Annotated in this window: 17 protein-coding genes; 16 read left to right on the top strand and 1 reads right to left on the bottom strand. The window is 54.8% G+C overall.

The annotated features are described in order from the left end of the window. Window positions 1-3 precede the first annotated feature (3 nt). The 5 genes from ribD (at window position 4) to QWV57_RS11665 (ending at window position 3,912) form a co-directional block, all read left to right on the top strand. Window positions 4-1,146 carry a bifunctional diaminohydroxyphosphoribosylaminopyrimidine deaminase/5-amino-6-(5-phosphoribosylamino)uracil reductase RibD gene (gene ribD, locus QWV57_RS11685; RefSeq protein ID WP_301099916.1) on the top strand — a complete coding sequence of 381 codons (1,143 nt, stop codon included), beginning with the start codon at window positions 4-6 and terminating at the stop codon, window positions 1,144-1,146. Then, the gene (gene ribE, locus QWV57_RS11680; protein ID WP_129447085.1) at window positions 1,101-1,745 is read left to right on the top strand and encodes a riboflavin synthase; all 645 of its coding nucleotides are present in this window, start codon (window positions 1,101-1,103) and stop codon (window positions 1,743-1,745) included. Before ribD ends, ribE begins: the two co-directional genes overlap by 46 nt. A 20-nt stretch (window positions 1,746-1,765) precedes the next feature. Beyond that, window positions 1,766-2,959: a bifunctional 3,4-dihydroxy-2-butanone-4-phosphate synthase/GTP cyclohydrolase II gene (locus QWV57_RS11675; RefSeq protein WP_014196246.1), complete on the top strand. Its 1,194-nt coding sequence runs from the start codon at window positions 1,766-1,768 to the stop codon at window positions 2,957-2,959. A gap of 20 nt (window positions 2,960-2,979) precedes the next feature. Further along, window positions 2,980-3,444, top strand: a complete 465-nt coding sequence (gene ribH / locus QWV57_RS11670; RefSeq protein WP_033005258.1) for a 6,7-dimethyl-8-ribityllumazine synthase — start codon at window positions 2,980-2,982, stop codon at window positions 3,442-3,444. 111 nt (window positions 3,445-3,555) lie between these two features. Next, window positions 3,556-3,912, top strand: a complete 357-nt coding sequence (locus tag QWV57_RS11665) for a GNAT family N-acetyltransferase (protein ID WP_013144843.1) — start codon at window positions 3,556-3,558, stop codon at window positions 3,910-3,912. A 22-nt stretch (window positions 3,913-3,934) separates the two neighbouring features. Here the strand turns inward: QWV57_RS11665 and QWV57_RS11660 are convergent, their stop codons facing one another. Continuing rightward, window positions 3,935-4,474 carry a DUF309 domain-containing protein gene (locus QWV57_RS11660; protein WP_012820694.1) on the bottom strand — a complete coding sequence of 180 codons (540 nt, stop codon included), beginning with the start codon at window positions 4,472-4,474 and terminating at the stop codon, window positions 3,935-3,937. Window positions 4,475-4,668: 194 nt separating this feature from the next. Between QWV57_RS11660 and QWV57_RS11655 the strand changes: the two genes are divergently transcribed. The 11 genes from QWV57_RS11655 to ccsB all read left to right on the top strand — a co-directional run bounded on the left by QWV57_RS11655 (window position 4,669) and on the right by ccsB (window position 15,351). Beyond that, the gene (locus QWV57_RS11655; protein WP_033005256.1) at window positions 4,669-5,424 is read left to right on the top strand and encodes a segregation/condensation protein A; all 756 of its coding nucleotides are present in this window, start codon (window positions 4,669-4,671) and stop codon (window positions 5,422-5,424) included. A gap of 179 nt (window positions 5,425-5,603) precedes the next feature. After that, window positions 5,604-6,257 (top strand): SMC-Scp complex subunit ScpB, encoded by a 654-nt coding sequence (gene scpB, locus QWV57_RS11650; RefSeq protein ID WP_033005253.1) that lies wholly within the window; start codon window positions 5,604-5,606, stop codon window positions 6,255-6,257. 18 nt (window positions 6,258-6,275) lie between these two features. Next, on the top strand, window positions 6,276-6,677 hold the full coding sequence (locus QWV57_RS11645; RefSeq protein ID WP_020754622.1) for a hypothetical protein: 402 nt from the start codon (window positions 6,276-6,278) through the stop codon (window positions 6,675-6,677). Window positions 6,678-7,033: 356 nt separating this feature from the next. Next, window positions 7,034-8,347 (top strand): superoxide dismutase, encoded by a 1,314-nt coding sequence (locus tag QWV57_RS11640; protein ID WP_033005275.1) that lies wholly within the window; start codon window positions 7,034-7,036, stop codon window positions 8,345-8,347. A 349-nt stretch (window positions 8,348-8,696) separates the two neighbouring features. Next, window positions 8,697-9,845, top strand: coding sequence for a D-alanyl-D-alanine carboxypeptidase family protein (locus QWV57_RS11635; protein ID WP_060787657.1), 1,149 nt, complete (start codon window positions 8,697-8,699; stop codon window positions 9,843-9,845). After that, window positions 9,838-10,434 carry a nucleoside recognition domain-containing protein gene (locus QWV57_RS11630; protein ID WP_012820700.1) on the top strand — a complete coding sequence of 199 codons (597 nt, stop codon included), beginning with the start codon at window positions 9,838-9,840 and terminating at the stop codon, window positions 10,432-10,434. The genes QWV57_RS11635 and QWV57_RS11630 overlap by 8 nt, the downstream gene beginning before the upstream one ends. Further along, window positions 10,434-10,967, top strand: coding sequence for a spore maturation protein (locus tag QWV57_RS11625; protein ID WP_011231766.1), 534 nt, complete (start codon window positions 10,434-10,436; stop codon window positions 10,965-10,967). The genes QWV57_RS11630 and QWV57_RS11625 overlap by 1 nt, the downstream gene beginning before the upstream one ends. 132 nt (window positions 10,968-11,099) lie before the next feature. Further along, window positions 11,100-11,831, top strand: a complete 732-nt coding sequence (locus QWV57_RS11620; protein WP_011231765.1) for a pseudouridine synthase — start codon at window positions 11,100-11,102, stop codon at window positions 11,829-11,831. 143 nt (window positions 11,832-11,974) lie between these two features. Continuing rightward, window positions 11,975-12,499 (top strand): thiol-disulfide oxidoreductase ResA, encoded by a 525-nt coding sequence (gene resA / locus QWV57_RS11615; RefSeq protein ID WP_011231764.1) that lies wholly within the window; start codon window positions 11,975-11,977, stop codon window positions 12,497-12,499. A 13-nt stretch (window positions 12,500-12,512) separates the two neighbouring features. After that, a complete protein-coding gene (locus QWV57_RS11610) occupies window positions 12,513-14,177 on the top strand; it encodes a cytochrome c biogenesis ResB family protein (RefSeq protein WP_020754616.1) in 1,665 nt (554 codons plus the stop codon). Then, the gene (gene ccsB / locus QWV57_RS11605; RefSeq protein ID WP_033005273.1) at window positions 14,164-15,351 is read left to right on the top strand and encodes a c-type cytochrome biogenesis protein CcsB; all 1,188 of its coding nucleotides are present in this window, start codon (window positions 14,164-14,166) and stop codon (window positions 15,349-15,351) included. The genes QWV57_RS11610 and ccsB overlap by 14 nt, the downstream gene beginning before the upstream one ends. Window positions 15,352-15,365: the final 14 nt, after the last annotated feature.

Below are 15,365 nucleotides of genomic sequence, written 5' to 3'. Positions count from 1 at the left end.
GCGGTGCATAACGATGAACATTATATGCGGCTCGCTCTCGATGTGGCCAAAGCTGGAGTCGGGCAAACGTCTCCCAATCCTGCCGTTGGCGCGGTCGTTGTCAACGGTGGGACGGTTGTTGGGCTTGGCGCCCATTTGAAAGCGGGTGAGCCGCACGCGGAAGTCTATGCGATCCGCATGGCTGGCGAGAAGGCGCGCGGTGCGACGGTGTACGTGACGCTTGAGCCGTGCAGCCATTATGGAAAAACGCCGCCATGTGCCGATTTGCTCATCCAGGCGGGCGTCCGTCGCGTCGTCGTTGCCACGACCGACCCGAATCCGCTTGTCGCGGGAAAAGGGATTGCCAAGCTGCGCCAAGCGGGCATTGACGTTGATGTTGGCGTATTAAAAGACGAAGCGGACGAATTGAATCGGATGTTTTTCCACTATATCGCCGCAAAAACGCCGTTTGTCACGTTGAAGTTCGCATGCAGCCTCGATGGCAAAATCGCGACGGCGACGGGGGAAAGCAAATGGATTACATCAAGCGCGGCGCGTGAGGATGTCCATCGCCTTCGTGCGCAGCATGACGCCATTTTGGTCGGCGTCAACACCGTTTTGACCGACAACCCGAAGCTTACCGTCCGCTTTGGGGAAAAGCGGAAAAATCCGCTCCGCATCATTTTGGATACAAAATTGCGTACACCGCTTGACGCCCATGTCGTCGCTGACAAGGAAGCAGAGACGTGGATCATCACCGGCGGCGTCAGTCGGGAACAAGCGGCGGCGTATGAGCGCCTTGGGGTGCGCGTATTTTCAATGCCGACGGCCCAGATCGATGTCCGCGATGTGCTCCGTCTGCTTGGGGAGCAGGGAGTCATGTCGCTGTTTGTCGAAGGCGGCTCGCGCGTTCATGACAGCTTCCTCCGCTCGGGAGCAGTCAATGAGGTCATCGCCTATATCGCTCCGAAGCTGATCGGCGGCCGCGGGGCGCCGACGCCGGTCGGCGGCCTTGGCTTCGCCCGGCTTGCTGAAGCGGTGGAGCTTGACATCCGCCGCATCGAGACGATCGGCCCGGACATCAAAATCGTCGCCGCGCCGAAACGGAAGGAGGAATCGTTGTGTTCACTGGCATTATTGAAGAGATCGGCACGATCGAACAAATGAAGCAAACCGGCGACGCCATCGTGATGACGATTGGCGCCAAGCGGGTGCTCGAAGATGTGCGGCTTGGCGACAGCATCGCCGTCAACGGCGTCTGCTTGACCGTCACATCGTTCACCGAACGGCAGTTTACGGTCGATGTCATGCCGGAGACGGTGAAAGCGACGGCGCTAAAAACATTAAAGCCGGGATCGAAGGTGAATTTGGAGCGGGCAATGGCGGCTGGGGGACGGTTTGGCGGCCATTTCGTCACCGGGCATGTGGACGGCGTCGGGCGCATCATCCGGCAGTGGCCGAAAGCGAACGCCGTCTACTATGAAATCGAAGTGCCGGCCTCGCTGCGCGCCTATATGATTGAGAAAGGATCGGTCGCTGTCGATGGGACGAGCTTGACGATTTTCGGTCTGAGCGAGCGCACGTTCATCGTTTCACTCATTCCGCATACGCGTGAGGCGACGATTTTAGGCGAAAAGCGGCCGGGCGATCTCGTCAATATCGAGTGCGACATGATCGGCAAGTACGTCGCCGCTTTCCTCGACGCGAAAGCGACGGCGACCTCCAAATTGACGGTCGAATTTTTGGAGCAGCACGGCTATAAATAGTGGAAAAGGGGGCAAGCTTGATGTTTGACACGATTGAAGCAGCGCTTTCGGCGCTGAAAAACGGAGAAGTGATCATCGTTTGCGATGACGAAGACCGCGAAAATGAAGGCGATTTTGTCGTGCTGGCCGAAAAAGCGACGCCGGATGTCATTAACTTTATGATCACTCATGGCCGCGGGCTCGTCTGCGTGCCGATTACGGAGGAATTGGCGGAGCGGCTCGAGCTTGAGCCGATGGTCACTCATAACACGGACGCGCATGGCACAGCGTTTACGGTGAGTGTCGACTACAAAACGACAACGACGGGAATCAGCGCCTACGAGCGGGCGGCGACGATTCAGGCGCTGCTTGATCCGAATGTGAAAGCGAGCGATTTTAAACGTCCTGGCCACGTTTTTCCGTTGATTGCGAAAAAGGGGGGCGTCTTGCGGCGCGCCGGCCATACGGAAGCGGCGGTCGATTTGGCCCGTTTGTGCGGCGCGAAGCCGGCCGGCGTCATTTGCGAAATCATTAAAGAGGACGGGACGATGGCTCGCGTTCCTGATTTGCGGCAAATCGCCGATCAGTTCGGATTGAAAATGATCACGATCAAAGATTTGATCGCCTATCGGAGCCAGCGGGAAAAGCTCGTGAAACGGGAGGTGGACGTTTGGCTGCCGACCGAATTCGGCGAATTTCGCGCCATCGGCTACACAAACGTGCTCGACGGAAAAGAGCATGTGGCGCTTGTCAAAGGAGAGATCATCCCGGATGAGCCGATCTTGGTGCGCGTCCATTCCGAATGCTTAACGGGCGATGTGTTTGGCTCGTACCGGTGCGACTGCGGTCCGCAGCTGCATGCGGCGCTCAGGCAAATCGAGGCGGAAGGGCGCGGGGTGTTGCTTTACATGCGCCAAGAAGGGCGCGGCATCGGCCTTATGAACAAGTTGCGCGCTTACAAGTTGCAGGAGCAAGGTTATGATACGGTCGAAGCGAACGAAAAACTGGGCTTCCCCGCCGATTTGCGCGATTATGGCATCGGGGCGCAAATTTTGAAAGATCTTGGCGTGACGAAAATGCGCCTGCTCACGAACAACCCGCGCAAAATCGCCGGCTTAAAAGGGCATGGACTCGAAGTCGTTGAACGGGTGCCCATTCAGATGCCAGCGAAAAAGGAAAATGAAAAATATTTGCGCACGAAACATGAAAAATTAGGACATATGCTTCATTTTTAATGATGGGAGGAGCAACGAACATGCGCATCATTGAAGGAAACTTAGTCGGCACCGGATTGAAAATCGGCATCGTCGTCTCTCGTTTTAACGAATTCATCACGGGCAAGCTTTTATCTGGGGCGATCGACGGCTTGACGCGCCATGGCGTGAGCGACAGCGACATCACTGTCGCCTGGGTGCCGGGTGCGTTTGAAATCCCGCTTGTGGCGAAAAAAATGGCGGAATCGAAGCAGTTTGACGCTGTCATTACGCTTGGCGCCGTCATCCGTGGGGCAACGAGCCATTTTGACTACGTCTGCAGCGAGGCGGCCAAAGGCGTCTCCCACGCGGCGCTTGCAAGCGGTGTTCCGGTCATTTTCGGCGTGTTGACGACGGACACCATTGAACAGGCGATCGAGCGGGCCGGCACGAAAGCGGGCAATAAAGGATGGGAAGCGGCGGTGTCGGCGATCGAAATGGCGAACGTCTTGCGGACATTTGCGTAAAAAGGCATGAAATGGTTCACAATATCGGTGAGAATGTTTATAATACGTATAGAGAAAATGACAAAAACTTTTCCATTTCGGAAAAGCGTTTGTCGATAATGAGGGATTTTTATGTTAATCCGTTACCGAAAAAACTATGAGAAAATCGCCATGGGACTGTTGTCGTTTATGCCGACGGAAAAAGACCTGAAACGGCTGCAGCAGACGATGAAACAGTATGAAACAAACAACGATTGGCAGCTGTTTTTATGGAAAGAAGGGGATGACATCGTCGGCATTATCGGCGTCCTGTTGCGCGCTCCTGATGTTGTGGAAATCCAGCACATCAGCGTCAATCCGTCACACCGCCACCAAGGGATCGGAAAACAGATGGTCAAGGCATTGAAAGAGGTGTACCCGGGCCGCCGATTGTGCGCCAACGAGTGGACCGCCTCGTTTTTCGATAAATGCCATGCGTGCAACGAATAACGAAACTAGCGCGGTGCCGCGCTCAGGCGGGCGGCGGAGGGGGAGGGAAGCCAACTCCTTCCGCTTTGGCCCGTTTTTTTTGTTCGCGTGCGGCGATGACGTCCGAGCGGTCGCGGCGCCGGTGTTTATCCACAAGATCAAGGTTGGCTAGGTCGCTGGCTTGCCCCCAAACGAGCTGCCGGCGGGCGCAGGCGGCCTGGCATTGCTCATAAAGGGAACGGTCGCGAATCGGCAGTTCGACGCTTTCGTACGGTTCGCCGCGAGTGATCCGCCCAGCCGTCTCGTCGAGCAAGCGGGCGAGCGCCTCGTCATCGAGGCCGAGCCGCCGGATCATCTCTTGCGCTTCGTCAAGCAGCGCCCGCGCCCGTCGAATGAGGCGCAGCGCTCCCAAGACGTTGCCGCGCCGGTAATGGTAAAAAGCGACCGCCATTTGAATGAGCACAAGCCAACCTTTGTTTCGACCGTCTTGTTTCCAATGTTCCTCCAAAATCTCGTGGCATTCAAAATAATCGCGGTCGCTATGGAAATGGACCAAATACTCGATATACGCTTTTGGATACATCGGCCATCGTTCCTTTCAAAAGTGGGCCGCGCCATGTGAAGGCGGACGGCTCTTCTTCGATTATACGGCTTCGGCGGCCTGCGGCGCAAAAAAGAGACTGTTTTCCGTTCGCTTCGCCGCTTCGTTATGATACAATAAATGTACTGCAGCTGGAGACGAGCCTACCGGGCGGTGGTTCTGGAAAAAATGGTGGGATGGATGTGCAATTGCCGTACAACGTCAAAATCGAAGCGTTTGAAGGGCCGCTTGATCTGCTTTTGCATTTGATCAACCGCTATGAAATTGATATTTATGATATTCCGGTCGCGCAAATTACGGAGCAGTATATGGCGTACATTCACGCCATGCAGGAGCTTGAGTTGGATATCGCCAGCGAATATTTAGTGATGGCGGCCACCTTGCTTGCGATCAAAAGCAAAATGCTGCTGCCGCCCTCCAATGAAGAAGCGGTCGACGGCGACATCGAGTGGGGCGATGACGGGGACCCGCGTGAGGAGCTGACGCAGCGGCTGCTTGAATATAAAAAGTTTAAAGAGGCGGCGCGCGAACTGAAGCGGCGCGAAGAGGAACGGGCGCTTTTGTTTACAAAGCCGCCGAGCGACTTAAGCGCATACGCGGATGAGAAAAAGGCGGCGCCGCTGGATGTGAACGTATACGATATGCTTGGCGCCTTGTCGAAGCTGTTGCGCCGCAAAAAACTGCAAAAACCGATGCGGGCGAAAATCTCCCGCCAAGATATTTCCGTCGAACAGCGCATGGCGGAAATTTTGCATGAACTAAAGCAGGCGAACGGGCGGAAAAACTTTTACGAGCTGTTTCCGTCCTACGATCGTTCGTATATCGTCGTGACGTTTTTGGCCATTTTAGAGTTGATGAAGCAAGACGAAATCATCGTTGAGCAAGAACGGAATTTCAGCGATTTGTTTCTTGCGGTGAAACCAGCCGGTTGAGGTGGTGCGGTTTGGCCGCGGCGGTTCGCTGCGGCGGGCCGCTTTTCTTTTGTTGTTTGTTTGCCCATGCCATGATAAGGCGGAGAGTTGACTCACATTGGGGTGAGAAGACTTGGGAAACGACGAAAACAGGAGGAAAGGAGGAGGGGCGCCAACGAGTTTGGCGTGGCAGAAGGGCGATGGAACAAAACGAAAGAGAAAAAAAGGGAGCCGGCGCGCTCAAGCCGGCGAAGGCGATTGTCGAAGCGCTGTTGTTTGCTGCCGGTGACGAAGGGCTGTCGCTTTCACAAATTGCCGCTGTGTTGGAAGTCAGCGAGCTAGAGGCGAAAGCGGTGATCGAGGAGCTTCAACAAGACTGCCGACGGGAAGAGCGCGGCATCCAGCTTGTCGAACTTGGCGGCGTGTTTTTGTTGGCGACAAAAAAAGAACACGCCCCCTATTTAAAGAAGTTGGTCGAAGCGCCGGGAGCATCGCCGCTGTCGCAGGCGGCGCTTGAGACGCTCGCCATTATCGCATACCGCCAACCGATTACACGCGCGGAGATTGAGGAAATTCGCGGCGTAAAAAGCGACAAGCCATTGCAGACGCTGATGGCACGGGCGCTCATTAAAGAGGTTGGACGAGCCGAAGGAACCGGGCGGCCGATTTTGTACGGGACAACCCCGGAATTTCTCGATTATTTCGGGCTAAAAACGCTCGAGGAGCTGCCGCCGCTGCCGGAATGGGCGGACGATGGCGAATCCGAGCGGGAAGCGGATTTATTTTTCGAAAAATTAGCAGAAAATTTGAGCGATGGGCAGCCGGAATATGGTAAACTAAAGAAAAATGGCTGATCGGGAAGGAGAGCGCTCATGAACGTTTGCCGCCTGTACGGTGAAGAGCTGCAAAAGTCGCAATCGAACACGTTTGAAGACTATTTCAACCGCTCGGAAGTCACGTACCGCGACGGGGGCGAAGAGCGGACGCTGTCTGTGTTGTATTTGCGCCATTTTGAGGCGGCGCTGCTTGATTGGCTGCCGTATGAAAGCGATCCACTGTTTACGGCTAATGGGCGCGACATTCATTTGCGCGACATCATTGCTCTTGTCTGTTTATGGAAAAATCCGGCGTATCGGCAGCGAAAGCGCGTCTATATTCACGATGAAGAGGAATTGCGCCGTTATTTTGCCGAGGTAGACGCCAAAACGCTGCAGGCGCTTGTCAGCGAATGGGTGGAAACCGGCGAGTGCCGCTTGCCTGAACGGTCGGCGTAACGAGAAAATGCGGTTGGCGCCGCGTTTTCTGTGCGTCCGGACAAGGAAACCGTTTGGTGCAGCCGGCAGTTTGCCAAAGTAGCCTGCCTTTTTCAGAAAAAAGGGGGGCTGACCCAAAACGCGAATATGTTTTGGGTCAGCCCGATTTTTTTGAGCGGTTTATCTATGGCTCATTTGCAGACCCGCCGCAGGGAAGCATTGCGGCGATTCTGTTCTTCCTTGCTGTCTTTTCCTATGATGACTGCCCTCGCTCCTCTATGTATGAGCGGCCGGGAATTTGGGTGAATGCGGACAAGAACGATTTCCCCATGACAGCATACGATATGGCGAACAAAACAGGAGGAGGTTTTTACCAAATGGACGATCAGGTGTTGTTCGCCCAATATGCGGCTAGGGTGAACGAATGGGGAAATCAAGTCAAGGAGACGCTCGCTTTGCGTGGGGCAAGCACGGATGGCGCTTCGTCGCTGCTCGAGTTTATTGCCGAGCATGACGGCGAGTGGACGGAAGAGGCCGTCCGCGAGCTTCAGCGCCTTGCCGATGACGTGTATGTCGGTGCGCTTCGCCAGTATGTCATGGAAGCGGCTGCGTGGGGAAGACAAGTTGAACAGGCGCTGTCTGCACGCAGGATGGCTGAGGATGTTGGGCTTTCGTCTTTGTTGGCGTACATCGATGGACACGGCGATGAATGGACCGAAGAAGCGATTTACGAGCTCCAGCGTCTTGTCGATGACGTATACACTCGGGCCGTCCGCCTGGCTGATTCGTCAGCTGCCGAGCGGGAAGAAGAGGCGACGCAAGAACAAGTCGAAGGGGAATCGGTGTCGCCTGAACTGGAGAGTGAAAACAAAGAGAACGAAGACGGATGGCTTGACACCAGCGGGACGGCAGAGCGGGTTGAGGACGGAAAAGAGCCGGCTTTTATGGCGGAGCTCTCCGACTCGCTGCCTGATATAGCTGACGGCGAGCCGGGTCAAGCGGACAACGTGACCGATGGAAAGCGACGCTGGGTGGATGCGGACGACGGCGGTGAGCCGCGTCAACAAGTAGCGCCCGGCCGTCATGTCTTGCCGCCGCTGCCGTACCGTTATGATGCACTCGAGCCGCATATTTCCGAAGAAATCATGCGCCTCCACCATACGAAGCATCATCAAAGCTATGTCGACGGTCTCAATCAGGCGGAGCGGATGATGGCCGAGGCGCGCCGGACGAACAATTTTGATCTGTTGAAACATTGGGAGCGGGAAGCGGCGTTCCACGGCTCCGGGCATTATTTGCACACTATCTTTTGGTACAACATGCATCCAGAGGGCGGCGGCGAGCCGCGCGGGGAGCTGCGGGCGCAAATCGAGCGCGATTTTGGCAGCTTTGCCGCCTTTCGCCGTCATTTCACCGAAGCGGCGAAAAGCGCCGAAGGGGTCGGCTGGGCGCTGCTCGTTTGGGCGCCGCGAGCGCACCGGCTGGAAATTTTGCAGGCGGAAAAACACCAGCTCATGGCGCAATGGGATGTGATCCCGCTTCTTGTGCTTGATGTGTGGGAGCATGCCTACTATTTGCAATACAAAAATGATCGGGCGGCGTACATCGAACATTGGTGGAACGTCGTCAACTGGCGCAACGTTGAAGAGCGCTTTCATGAGGCGCGGAAGCTTCGTTGGCAGCCGTTTTAAACGGGCGGGGGGGAACCCCCTGCCCGTTTTTTTGGGAGAGCAGGCGCTGCGATCCATCAGGACACCTGTCCGTCTTTTCGGGGAGCGGCTTTCTCTTTGCAGGGAAATGTCATCAATGAGCCCAGCGCAAGCGCCGGAGCGGATCGTTCAGGGCTGTCTCCCCTTGCAACGGCATTTTTTCATCATATTTGTCCCATCGACGCATACACTTGTACAAAACGCGGCTTTGGGGTTCAGCCTGTTTCCGCCGCGACGTTTCTTCGGCTGCGGCCCGTTCAGCCTAATCGGAAAGGAGGAACAGGCGATTCCTCCCCGCTCCTTAAAGGAGGGGGATCCTCGCCGATATGAGATGAATAAGCAGAAGCGGCTCATTGCGCTCATTCTTGCACTCGCTGCGGGGATTATGGCATTTGTTCCAGAGCGGATGCGCGCTATGGATGGGGTGAGCGCAAAAAGCGCGATTTTGATAGAGCAGCATTCCGGGCGGGTTTTGTTTGCCAAGGATGCCTATACAAAACGGCGCATCGCCAGCATTACGAAAATTATGACCGCCATTTTGGCGATTGAATCGGGGAAGATGGACGACACGGTGACGGTCAGCGCCCGCGCTGTCCGGACCGAAGGGTCGTCAATTTACTTGCGCCAAGGGGAGAAAATCAAACTGCGCGATTTGGTATATGGGCTGATGCTTCGTTCCGGCAACGACGCGGCGGTGGCCATCGCTGAACATGTCGGCGGCAGCGTCGAAGGATTTGTTTTTTTAATGAACCAAAAAGCGGCTGAAATCGGGATGCGTGATACCGAGTTTGCCAATCCGCACGGGTTGGATGACGCGGAAAACCACTACTCAACCGCGTACGATATGGCGCTGCTCATGCAATATGCGATGAAAAACAAAGAGTTTCGGCGCATCTCGGGGACGAAAGTGTACCGCGCCCCCGCTCCGCCCGGCGAAGACGGCGCGCGTGTGTGGCGAAATAAAAACAAGTTGTTGACAAGTCTTTACGAATATTGCACCGGCGGCAAAACCGGCTATACGAAACGGGCCCATCGCACGCTCGTGACGACGGCGTCCAAAGGCGGCGTCGATTTGATCGCCGTGACGTTGGATGCACCGGACGATTGGAATGATCATATCGCTATGTACGAATATGGATTTTCTCATTATCACATCGCCAAAGTGAGCAGCGAGCGGGTGGTCGACAAAATTTCTGATCCGTTTTACCGCGGGCGGCTGCAGGCGGTCCGCGATTTGCGATATCCGGTGACCGATAAAGAGGAGAGCGGGCTGCAGGTGAAAGTGTATTTGCTGAAGCCGCGCAAAGAATGGAAAAAATACCCAGAACGGGTGCCGACAGAGGTCGGAAAGGCGGTGCTTTATTTGCATCAAAAGGCGGTTGATTCGGTGCCGCTGCTGTATGAACCGGGAAAGGAAGGAAGCGGCCGAGGGTTTTTATGGCAAGCATTTCGCTTTTTAGGTGTGAGAAGCGATGGTTAACCTCATTTGGGTGATGATGGCGGTCATTGGCATCGTCTTTGCGGCGGCCAACGGCACGATGGACGAAGTGAACAAAGCGGTGTTTGAAAGCGCCAAAGAAGCGGTGACGATCAGCATCGGCATGGTCAGCATTTTAGTGTTTTGGCTCGGGCTGATGGCGATCGCGGAACGCGCCGGCTTGCTTGACAAAGCGGCGCGCCTGTTTATGCCGCTCGTACGCCGCTTGTTTCCAGAGGTGCCGCCCGGCCATCCCGCGCTCGGCTATATCGTCTCGAATATGGTCGCCAACATGTTCGGCCTTGGCAATGCGGCGACGCCGATGGGCATAAAGGCGATGGAGCAGCTAAAAAAGCTCAACGGCGGCCGCGACGAGGCGAGCCGGTCGATGGTGACATTTTTGGCCATGAACACATCAGGCATTACGCTCATTCCGGCGACCGTCATCTCGATCCGCATGACGTACGGTTCAGCGGCGCCTGGCGAGATCATTGGGACGACGATCGTCGCCTCGACGATTTCGACGATTGGGGCGGTATTGATTGACCGGTACTATTATTGGAAACGGATGCGGAAAGGCAGGAAGCCATAATGGCCATCGTCCAACTTCTTTCTGTTTGGCTGATCCCTGCGCTCATCGCTTTTATTTTGCTTTACGGTACAGCAAAGAAAGTGCCGACGTACGAAGCGTTTGTGGAAGGCGGCAAGGAAGGGATCGAGATCGCGTTTTCGCTCATCCCGTATTTGGTCGGCATGTTGGTGTCGGTCGCCATTTTCCGAGCCTCAGGGGCGCTTGATGCCATGATGGAAGTGATCAAACCGCTGGCTGATGCCATTGGACTGCCGGCCGAAGTCGTTCCGCTTGCGGCTCTCCGCACGCTTTCCGGCACGGCGGCGCTCGGCATGACGACCGATTTGATCGCTACTTACGGCCCGGATTCGTTCATCGGGCGCCTTGCTTCTACGATCCAAGGCAGTACGGAGACGACGCTTTACGTGCTCACCGTCTATTTTGGCGCCGTCGGCGTCAAAAAAATGGGCGATGCGTTAAAAGTCGGCATTTTGGCCGACATTCTCAGCTTTATTGTTTCTGTTTTCATCGTTTTGTTTGTATTCGGGCGCTAGCGGCGCCTTTTTTCGTTCCCGTCGTCCGGCGGGTTTTTTGTTTGCAAAGGGAACGGGAAAGGTGAAAAATAAAAGTGCCGCACTTGTATCTGTTAGACGGAAAGGGTAAGATGATGAAAGAGGTGAGAGAGAATGGAACGGTTGCAAAAAGTGATCGCCCGCGCCGGCATCGCGTCAAGGCGCAAGGCGGAAGAACTCATTTTGCAAGGGCGGGTGAAAGTGAACGGCCGCGTCGTCAAGGAGCTTGGCGTCAAGGTCGGGCCGCGCGATGATGTCGAAGTCGACGGCATCCCGATCGAGCGCGAAGAGCCGGTATATTATTTGCTGTACAAGCCGCGCGGGGTGATTTCCAGCGTCAAAGATGACAGAGGCCGCAAAGTGGTGACCGATTTTTTCAAAGATCTGGACAAACGCATTTATCCGATCGGGCGGCTTGACTACGATACGTCTGGACTGCTTTTGTTGACGAATGACGGCGACTTTGCCAACCTGCTTATGCACCCGCGGTATGAAATTGAAAAAGTGTACATTGCCAAAGTGAAAGGCATTCCAACGCACGAGCAGCTGAAACGGCTCGAACAAGGAGTGCAGTTGGAAGATGGCATGACGGCGCCAGCCAAAGTGAAGCTGCTCTCCGCCGACCGAAAGAAGGGGACAGCCATTGTGGAAATCCGTATCCACGAAGGACGAAACCGGCAAGTGCGCCGCATGTTTGAGGCGATCGGCTGCGAGGTGCTGAAGCTGAAGCGGGAGCGGTACGCGTTTCTCGATTTGAAAGGGCTGCGCCCCGGCGAATACCGCGAGCTGACACCGCATGAGGTGAAGTTGCTGCGCGTCCTTGCCCAATCCGGGGGAAGAAAATGACGAAGATTGTCACATAACGTTCATATCCTTGCGCATAAACGAGCGAGGGACTTTGCTATAATGGAAAATGGGAGATTGTGAACCGCTTGCCTCCCCCTCTAGCGTTGGCTGTGGGGGAGGAGAAACGTAAAGGGGTTTGAACGATGAAAAAACAACAGCGCTTAGTGATGAGGACAGCGATTTTGCTCGTGTTGCTCGCGGCGATCGGCTATACGATTTACACGAATTTTTTCACGGAGAAAACGGCTGTCGCTGTTGGTTCGACGGCGCCTGATTTTGTGCTGACCGATTTGAAAGGGCATGAACATCGTCTTTCAGACTATCGCGGCAAAGGCGTTTTTTTGAACTTTTGGGGAACGTGGTGCAAGCCGTGCGAGCGGGAGATGCCGTATATGAACGAGCTGTACCCGATTTACAAAAAACAAGGGGTTGAAATTTTGGCTGTCAATGTCGGTGAACCGAAGTTGAGCGTTGAAAAATTCGCGGAACGGTTCGGCCTGACATTTCCGATTGTGATCGACCGTCAAGATCAAGTATTGAACGCCTATAACGTCGGGCCGCTGCCGACAACGTTTTTGATTGACAAAAACGGCGAAGTAAAACAAATCATTACCGGAACGATGACGAAAGAAGACATCGAACGGCATCTAGAAAGCATCAAACCGTAAGGAGTTTTGCGCCATGGAACACGTCAAATGCGAATGCGGCCATGTCAATCCGCACGGCACGGCGTTTTGTGAGTCGTGCGGCAAGCCGCTTGCCGATTTGGGAGAAAAACTGATTTTGGACATGCGCTACGAAGGAAGCGCCCGCCGGTCGCAAACGTACAAAAAAACGATGATCGACCAAATTTGGGCGTTTTTCTCGTCGGTCAAAGTCGGAGTGGCGCTCATCGTCATTACGCTCATTGCTTCGGCGATCGGCACGATTTTCCCTCAGCAAATGTATATTCCGCCGAACGTCGATCCGGCGGAGTATTATAAGCAGCAGTACGGTTGGGCAGGGAAGCTGTATTATGAGCTCGGCTTTAACAACTTGTACGGCTCATGGTGGTACATTTTGCTCATCGCCTTAATCGGCGTTTCGCTTGTCATTTGCAGCTTGGACCGGGTCGTTCCGCTTTATCGCGCCTTGAAGCGGCAAGGGGTGAAGCGCCATCCGCGCTTTTTAGAGCGGCAGCGGTTGTTTGGCGTCTCGCATGTGAGCGATCTCGACAAGACGATGGCTGTGTTGAAAGAACGGCTGGCTGCGCGGCGCTACCATGTCCGCGAGGAAGACGGGCATTTGCTCGCTGAAAAAGGGCGGTTTTCCCGCTGGGGGCCGTACGTCAATCATATCGGCCTCATCATTTTCTTGATCGGGGCGATGCTTCGTTCCGTTCCCGGCATGTACATCGATCGGGTGATGTGGATTCCGGAAGGGGAGACGAAAGAAATTCCTGGGACGAACGGCCGCTACTTTTTAAAGAGTGAAAAATTTATTTTTGAAACATATGAGAAAGGCAAAGACAACGAAGTGTTCAACGCTGCCATCGACCGCGTCGGCAACGGGATGATCGCCAAAAACTATCAAACAAACGTCGTGTTGTATAAGCGTGTCGGTCCTGTGATCCCCGGCGCCAAGCCGAAGCTTGAAAAAGTGAAGGAGTATCCGATTCGCGTCAACGAGCCGCTGGAGTTCGACCATTATGCGCTCTACCAAGTCGATTTCCGCTTGAATGAGCCGAAAGCGATGTCATTTCAGTTGGCGGACAAGCAGTCGGGGGAAACGTTCGGCACGGTGACGGTCGACTTGTATGATCCGAAAGAGTCGTACAATCTCGGACATGGGTATCGCGTTGAGCTATTAAGCTATTTTCCTGATTTTGAGTTTGATGAAGACGGCAATCCGTCAACGAAGTCGCGCGTGCCGAACAATCCGGCGTTCGTGTTCAAAATGTACGCGCCGGACCGGCCGAAAGGGGAAGTGAGTTTCGTCGCCATCCGGCAAACGATCGAACCGTTTGGCAACAACAAATACAAAATGGCGTTCGCAGGGCTTCAAACCCGCAATGTCTCCGGTTTGACCGTCCGCCGCGACTTTACGCTTTGGATTTTAGGGGTAGGCGGCGCGATTTTCATGATTGGGCTCATCCAAGGGATGTATTGGAACCACCGCCGCATTTGGGTGCAGCGGGTAAACGGCGAGCTATGGATCGCCGCGCACACGAATAAAAACTGGTTCGGCTTGAAAAACGAGCTGCGCCGTTTGCTTGACGGCACCGGCGTCATGATGCCGGCTGATCAGCTCGAAAACGACAAAAAAGCCGGACAAGGGGGACAAGTCCATGGACATGGCACAGCTTAGCAGCACGTTGCTCTATATCGCGTTCGTTCTATATTTAATCGGCACGTTCTTTTTTGGCGGCGCCATTCGCGACAAGCGAAAAGAACGGCAAGAGAAGGACCGTTGGTCGCAGCTCGGCATCTCCGTGACGATCATCGGCTTTCTCGCCCAAGTCGGCTATTTTGTGACGCGCTGGATCGCCGCCGGGCACGCGCCCGTGAGCAACTTGTTCGAGTTTACGACCTTTTTCGGCATGATGCTGGTTGCTGCTTTCATTATTATTTATTTCATTTACCGGCTGAGTGTGCTCGGCTTGTTTGCGCTGCCGGTCGCGTTGCTTGTGATTGCTTACGCAAGCATGTTTCCGCGGGAAATTTCGCCGCTCATTCCCGCCTTGCAAAGCGATTGGCTGCACATCCATGTGACGACGGCGGCGGCTGGTGAAGCGATTTTGGCCATCAGCTTTGTCGCTGGGCTCATCTATTTGATTCGCGTCGTCGATCAATCGAAGCCGTCGAAACGGACGTTTTGGCTCGAAGTGGTCATGTTTTGCTTAATTACGACGCTCGGCTTTGTCATCGTTTCGACAGCGTTCGGTCTTTCTGGGTATGAAGCGAAGTTCACGTGGGTCGACAAAAACAAGCAGACGGTTGAGGTCATCTACGATATGCCGGCGCTCGTTGGGCCGCACAAAGGGGAGCTTATGAAAGAAAGCGCCGGCCGCATGGAGCCGCTTGTTGAGATGCCGGCGATCATCAATGCAAGAAAGCTCAATACGGTCATCTGGTCGCTCATAGCCGGAACGGCGCTGTACATCATGCTTCGGCTTCTCTTGCGCAAGCGCGTTGCCGCCGCACTCAAGCCGCTCGTGAAGAACGTTAACTTGGATCTGACCGATGAGATCAGCTATCGGGCGGTGGCGATCGGCTTTCCGGTGTTTACGCTCGGGGCGCTCATTTTCGCGATGATTTGGGCGCAAATTGCCTGGACGCGCTTTTGGGGCTGGGACCCGAAGGAAGTGTGGGCGCTTATCACTTGGCTGTTTTACGCTGCCTTTTTGCACCTTCGTTTGTCAAAAGGCTGGCATGGTGAAAAGTCGGCATGGCTCGCCGTCATCGGCTTTGCCATTATTATGTTTAACTTAGTGGCGGTCAACCTCGTCATTGCGGGATTGCACTCGTACGCCGGAACATAATGGAAAACAACCGG

The sequence above is a fragment of the Geobacillus zalihae genome (genome assembly GCF_030414215.1).
GTDB lineage: Bacteria > Bacillota > Bacilli > Bacillales > Anoxybacillaceae > Geobacillus > Geobacillus zalihae.
Note: the sequence above shows the minus strand (reverse complement) of the source record. Positions and strands in the feature narration are given on the sequence as shown.

Coding starts and splice junctions, on each gene's coding strand:
- QWV57_RS11640 (WP_033005275.1), top strand. CDS start 7,034: ATGGACGATCAGGTGTTGTTCGCCCAATATGCGGCTAGGGTGAACGAA.
- QWV57_RS11645 (WP_020754622.1), top strand. CDS start 6,276: ATGAACGTTTGCCGCCTGTACGGTGAAGAGCTGCAAAAGTCGCAATCG.
- ccsB (WP_033005273.1), top strand. CDS start 14,164: ATGGCACAGCTTAGCAGCACGTTGCTCTATATCGCGTTCGTTCTATAT.
- QWV57_RS11620 (WP_011231765.1), top strand. CDS start 11,100: ATGGAACGGTTGCAAAAAGTGATCGCCCGCGCCGGCATCGCGTCAAGG.
- QWV57_RS11665 (WP_013144843.1), top strand. CDS start 3,556: ATGTTAATCCGTTACCGAAAAAACTATGAGAAAATCGCCATGGGACTG.
- QWV57_RS11625 (WP_011231766.1), top strand. CDS start 10,434: ATGGCCATCGTCCAACTTCTTTCTGTTTGGCTGATCCCTGCGCTCATC.
- QWV57_RS11610 (WP_020754616.1), top strand. CDS start 12,513: ATGGAACACGTCAAATGCGAATGCGGCCATGTCAATCCGCACGGCACG.
- QWV57_RS11635 (WP_060787657.1), top strand. CDS start 8,697: ATGAATAAGCAGAAGCGGCTCATTGCGCTCATTCTTGCACTCGCTGCG.
- ribH (WP_033005258.1), top strand. CDS start 2,980: ATGCGCATCATTGAAGGAAACTTAGTCGGCACCGGATTGAAAATCGGC.
- resA (WP_011231764.1), top strand. CDS start 11,975: ATGAAAAAACAACAGCGCTTAGTGATGAGGACAGCGATTTTGCTCGTG.
- QWV57_RS11675 (WP_014196246.1), top strand. CDS start 1,766: ATGTTTGACACGATTGAAGCAGCGCTTTCGGCGCTGAAAAACGGAGAA.
- QWV57_RS11660 (WP_012820694.1), bottom strand. CDS start 4,474: ATGTATCCAAAAGCGTATATCGAGTATTTGGTCCATTTCCATAGCGAC.
- QWV57_RS11655 (WP_033005256.1), top strand. CDS start 4,669: ATGGATGTGCAATTGCCGTACAACGTCAAAATCGAAGCGTTTGAAGGG.
- scpB (WP_033005253.1), top strand. CDS start 5,604: ATGGAACAAAACGAAAGAGAAAAAAAGGGAGCCGGCGCGCTCAAGCCG.
- QWV57_RS11630 (WP_012820700.1), top strand. CDS start 9,838: ATGGTTAACCTCATTTGGGTGATGATGGCGGTCATTGGCATCGTCTTT.